The sequence below is a fragment of the Aquabacterium sp. genome (genome assembly GCF_036279675.1).
Lineage (GTDB): Bacteria > Pseudomonadota > Gammaproteobacteria > Burkholderiales > Burkholderiaceae_C > Aquabacterium.
In genome coordinates, this window is the sequence record NZ_DASUIS010000107.1 from 1 (window position 1) to 4,569 (window position 4,569).

4 protein-coding genes and 1 riboswitch are annotated in these 4,569 nt (G+C 62.0%); all 4 genes read right to left on the minus strand.

What is annotated here, in order from left to right:
- Window positions 1-296 precede the first annotated feature (296 nt).
- Window positions 297-1,136: a methylenetetrahydrofolate reductase [NAD(P)H] gene (gene metF / locus VFW93_RS12755; RefSeq protein ID WP_290673391.1), complete on the minus strand. Its 840-nt coding sequence runs from the start codon at window positions 1,134-1,136 to the stop codon at window positions 297-299.
- 57 nt (window positions 1,137-1,193) lie between these two features.
- Window positions 1,194-1,982: a TlyA family RNA methyltransferase gene (locus VFW93_RS12760; protein ID WP_329694369.1), complete on the minus strand. Its 789-nt coding sequence runs from the start codon at window positions 1,980-1,982 to the stop codon at window positions 1,194-1,196.
- A 195-nt stretch (window positions 1,983-2,177) separates the two neighbouring features.
- Complete coding sequence (ahcY, locus tag VFW93_RS12765) at window positions 2,178-3,617, minus strand: adenosylhomocysteinase (protein ID WP_329694370.1); 1,440 nt, start codon at window positions 3,615-3,617, stop codon at window positions 2,178-2,180.
- Between the two features lie 99 nt (window positions 3,618-3,716).
- Window positions 3,717-3,801, minus strand: a riboswitch (S-adenosyl-L-homocysteine riboswitch).
- A 65-nt stretch (window positions 3,802-3,866) separates the two neighbouring features.
- Window positions 3,867-4,569: GGDEF domain-containing protein (locus tag VFW93_RS12770; RefSeq protein ID WP_329694371.1), on the minus strand; the 703-nt coding region annotated here is incomplete at its 5' end.

Below are 4,569 nucleotides of genomic sequence, written 5' to 3' on the forward strand. Positions count from 1 at the left end.
CCATGAAATCGCCAGCGTAAGCGGGCGCAGCGGCGGCGCATGCCAGAGCGGCAGCAGCGATCAGGCGGGTGCGGATGGAAGTGGCGTTCATGATTGATCCTTCTTGTGGCTAGGTTGCTGGGGAGCGTGTTGGCGCTACCCATGCAGCCATTGCAACAAGATCAGACCGCCCAAAACTTGTGCTGCATCAACTCAGCGTGGCCCAAAGCAGTGCGAATACTCCAAAACCCTTGGGGTTTTGCGCCAGATCAGACGAACGCGATGCGTTTGAGCAACGGATCTGACAACTTCCCCTGTCAGAGGCCCAGGCGCTGGGTGATCGCCAGCACGGGGCCGGACTGGTTCATCGTGTAGAAGTGCAGCCCGGGCACACCGCCCTGGCGCAGCTTCTCGCACAGCTCGCTGACGACGTCCAGACCAAAGGCCTGGATGGACGCCTTGTCGTCGCCATAGCCTTCCAGACGCGTACGGATCCAGCGCGGGATCTCTGCGCCGCAGGCATCCGAAAAGCGCATGAGCTGCGTCGAGTTCGTGATGGGCATGATGCCGGGGATCACGGGAATCGTCGCACCAGCCTTGTGCGCGTCTTCGACAAAGCGGAAGTAGGCGTCCGCGTTGAAGAAGTACTGCGTGAGGGCCACATCGGCGCCGGCCTTTACCTTGGTGACGTAGGCCTGCAGGTCGGCCTGCGGGTTGCGGGCCTGGGGATGCATTTCGGGATAGGCGCCCACTTCGATGTGGAAGTGCTGGCCGGTTTCTTCGCGGATGAAGGCCACCAGTTCGCTGGCGTAGCGGAACTCGCCGAAGCCGCCGTAGCCGCTGGGCAGGTCACCGCGCAGCGCCACCAGGCGCTTGATGCCATCAGCCTTGAACTGAGCCAGTTGCTCGCGCACGGACGCCTTGCTCGCGCCAATGCAGGAGAAATGAGGCGCCGCATCAAAGCCTTCGCTCAGGATGGCGCGCACGGTCTGGATGGTGCCGTCCTGGGTGGAGCCGCCGGCGCCATAGGTCACCGAGCAGTATTCCGGCTTGAGCGGGTAGAGCTGCTGGCGCACGGCGGCCAGCTTGTCCACACCCTCAGGCGTCTTGGGTGGGAAGAACTCCAGGCTGATGGGCAGACGCGTCAAGGTCGTCATAGAAGGCTTTCAAGATCTGTTCTGGTGCGGCTTTTAACGTAAGCAAGCGCTCACTTTTCAAGCTTTTCGCGCCCGAACGAAGAATTCACGGTTGCCGTCGCCACCGGCGATCGGGCTATTGAAGTAAGCACTGACTTTCAAACCAAGATCCGTACAGGCCTGGCGAATGCGTGCTTCCACCTCGGGGTAGCTGGCTGGGTCCTTGACCAGGCCGCGCTTGCCGATGTGCTCGGGTTGCAGCTCGAACTGCGGTTTGACCAGGATGAGCATCTCACCCTTGTCGGCCAGGAAAGGCACAAGCGCGGGCAGAACCAGCGTGAGCGAGATGAAGGACAGATCGGCCACGATGAAGTCGAAACCCGACTCGGGCGCATCCTCGCCGAGGTCTTCAGCAGTGAGGTGGCGCGCGTTGACGCCCTCGATCACCGAAACCTGAGGATGCTCTGCGATGCTGTGGTGCACCTGACCATGCCCCACATCCACCCCCACCACGTGCGAAGCCCCATGCGACAGCAGCACCTCGGTGAAGCCACCGGTGCTCTGCCCCACGTCCAGACAAAGCTTGTCCTTCAGATCGACAGGGTGCTTGCAGAACGCGCAATGCTTGAGGGCGCCTTCCAGCTTCAGGCCGGCGCGAGAAACCCAGCGGGTCTCCGAGTCGTCCGTCACCTGGAACTCGCTCTCGATGGGCAACTGCTCGCCCGCCTTGCGCACGGTGGTCCAGCCTTTGGGGCCGCTCCACTGCACGGCGCCTTGTTCAATCAGCCGCTGTGCGGCCGAGCGCGTGGGCGCCAGGCCTTTTTCAAGAATGAGCTGATCGGCGCGGGCGAGGAGGATGTTGTTCATGTACGAGAGGTGCAAGGAAAAAAGTTCACGCCAGGCGAACAGGCCTTGGCCGAGGCACTGGACGCCTCGCGCCCCGGCACGCCCAAAGGAGTGCCACCGAAGGTGCACGACAAATCCAGCGACCGCCGCGGATCCGGCTTGGCCGGTCCGCCAGCGGTGCCCCCCTGGGGGGGCGGCCGCAGGCCGTAGGGGAGGTTAGTAACGGTAAGTGTCAGGCTTGTAAGGACCGTTCTTGGGCACGCCGATGTAGGCAGCTTGCTCGTCGGTCAGCTCGGTCAGCTGGGCGTTGAGCGTGGTCAGTTGCAGGCGAGCGACCTTTTCGTCCAGGTGCTTGGGCAGCACATAGACCTTGCCGTTGTCGTAAGCGTCGCTGTGGGCGAACAGCTCGATCTGGGCGATGGTCTGGTTGGCGAAGCTCGACGACATCACGTAGCTGGGGTGACCCGTGCCGCAACCCAGGTTCACCAGGCGGCCCTTGGCCAGCAGGATGATGCGCTTGCCATCCTTGAAGATGACGTGATCAACCTGGGGCTTGATCTCTTCCCACTGGCAGTTCTGCTCCAGCTTGGCCACCTGGATTTCGTTGTCGAAGTGACCGATGTTGCAGACGATGGCGTTGTTCTTCATCGCGGCCATGTGCTCATAGGTGATCACGTCGCGGTTGCCGGTGGTGGTCACGAAGATGTCGGCCTTGTCGGCAGCCCAGTCCATCGTGACGACGCGGTAGCCTTCCATGGCGGCTTGCAGGGCGTTGATCGGATCGATCTCGGTCACCCAGACTTGAGCCGACAGGGCACGCAGCGCTTGGGCCGAGCCCTTGCCCACGTCACCGTAGCCCGCCACCACAGCGATCTTGCCGGCGATCATCACGTCGGTGGCGCGCTTGATGCCGTCCACCAGGGATTCGCGGCAGCCATACAGGTTGTCGAACTTGGACTTGGTGACCGAGTCGTTCACGTTGATGGCGCGGAACAGCAGGGTGCCCTTGGCACTCATCTCGTTGAGGCGGTGCACGCCAGTCGTGGTTTCTTCGGTCACCCCGATGATCTGGGCCGCCTTGCGGGTGTACCAGGTGCTGTCCACGGCCAGCTTGGCCTTGATGGAGGCGTAGAGGATGTGCTCTTCTTCGCTGGTGGGGTTGTTCAGGATGCTGAGGTCCTTCTCGGCGCGCTTGCCCAGGTGCATCAGCAAGGTGGCGTCGCCACCGTCGTCCAGGATCATGTTGGGGCCTTCGCCTTCCGAACCCTTGGGGCCGAAGTCGAAGATGCGGTGGGTGTAGTCCCAGTAGTCTTCCAACGATTCGCCCTTGTAGGCGAACACGGGGGTGCCGGCTTCCACCAAGGCAGCCGCCGCGTGGTCTTGGGTCGAGAAGATGTTGCACGAAGCCCAGCGCACTTGGGCGCCCAGGGCTTGCAAGGTCTCGACCAGCACGGCGGTCTGGATGGTCATGTGCAGGGAGCCGGTGATGCGCGCGCCCTTGAGGATCTGCTTGGGCGCGTATTCGGCACGGATGGCCATCAGCGCCGGCATTTCGCTTTCAGCGATCTTGATTTCCTTGCGGCCCCAGTCGGCCAGGGACATGTCAGCAACGACGCACTCGACGCCTTTGTGTTCGTTGATCAAAGATTGGGTCATGGCTCAAGCTCCTAAATCGGTCAGAAGCCGCCGTGCATACCGGGAATGCGGGCCGTGCCAGACAGGACACGACAGATACAACTCACCCAGCGGGACACATGCGGGTGAGCGCCGTTGCAATAGAGAAGTCTTTCGAGCCTGGGGCCGCGACTGACGTGCGGACCTTGCAACGCTCCTCGAAAGAGTCGTGGGAGTATAGCGGTTGGCCCGAACCAGAACAAGCTCAAACAGGTCGGATTTCACACTCAATTAAACCGCGGCCACCTGCACCCGATTTCGCCCCGCCTGCTTGCCTGCATACAGGGCTTGATCCGCCCGAGAGATCAAAGCTTCAACGACATCGCCTTCTCGCATCAGGGCCACACCCAGCGTCATGGTGACCGGGATCGGCCCCTTGGCTGACTGACAAACATGGGCAGCCACTTGCGCACGCAGGCGTTCGGCCACTGCCTGCGCTTCGTCTGCACCGGTGCCAGGCAGCACGATCAAAAACTCCTCGCCCCCCCAACGGGCCACGCGGTCCATCTGGCGCACACCATTGCTGAGCACTTTGGCGACCGCGCGCAAAACCGTGTCTCCAGCGTGATGGCCATGCTTGTCATTGATCCCCTTGAAGTGATCTACATCACACAAGATGACACTCAGAGGGCGGTCTTGGCGAACAAACGCACCGGCCTCATGCTGGAGCACATCCAGCACCGCACGACGATTGTGCAGTTGCGTCAAGGGATCGGTGCAGGCTTGGTACCTCAGCACCGACTCGGCCTGCAGCAACAACTCGCGGTATACCGCAGCCAGGGCACCCAAAATCAAGAACGTGCCCAGTAGGTTGAACGTCCGCAAACCACTCACCACCGAGGCGGGTAAAACATGTACCGGCTGAGCGTGACGCAGCGTTGCATCCAGAACCAGATAGAGCAACCCGCCGCCCACGCCCCAGATCCAGCGCACC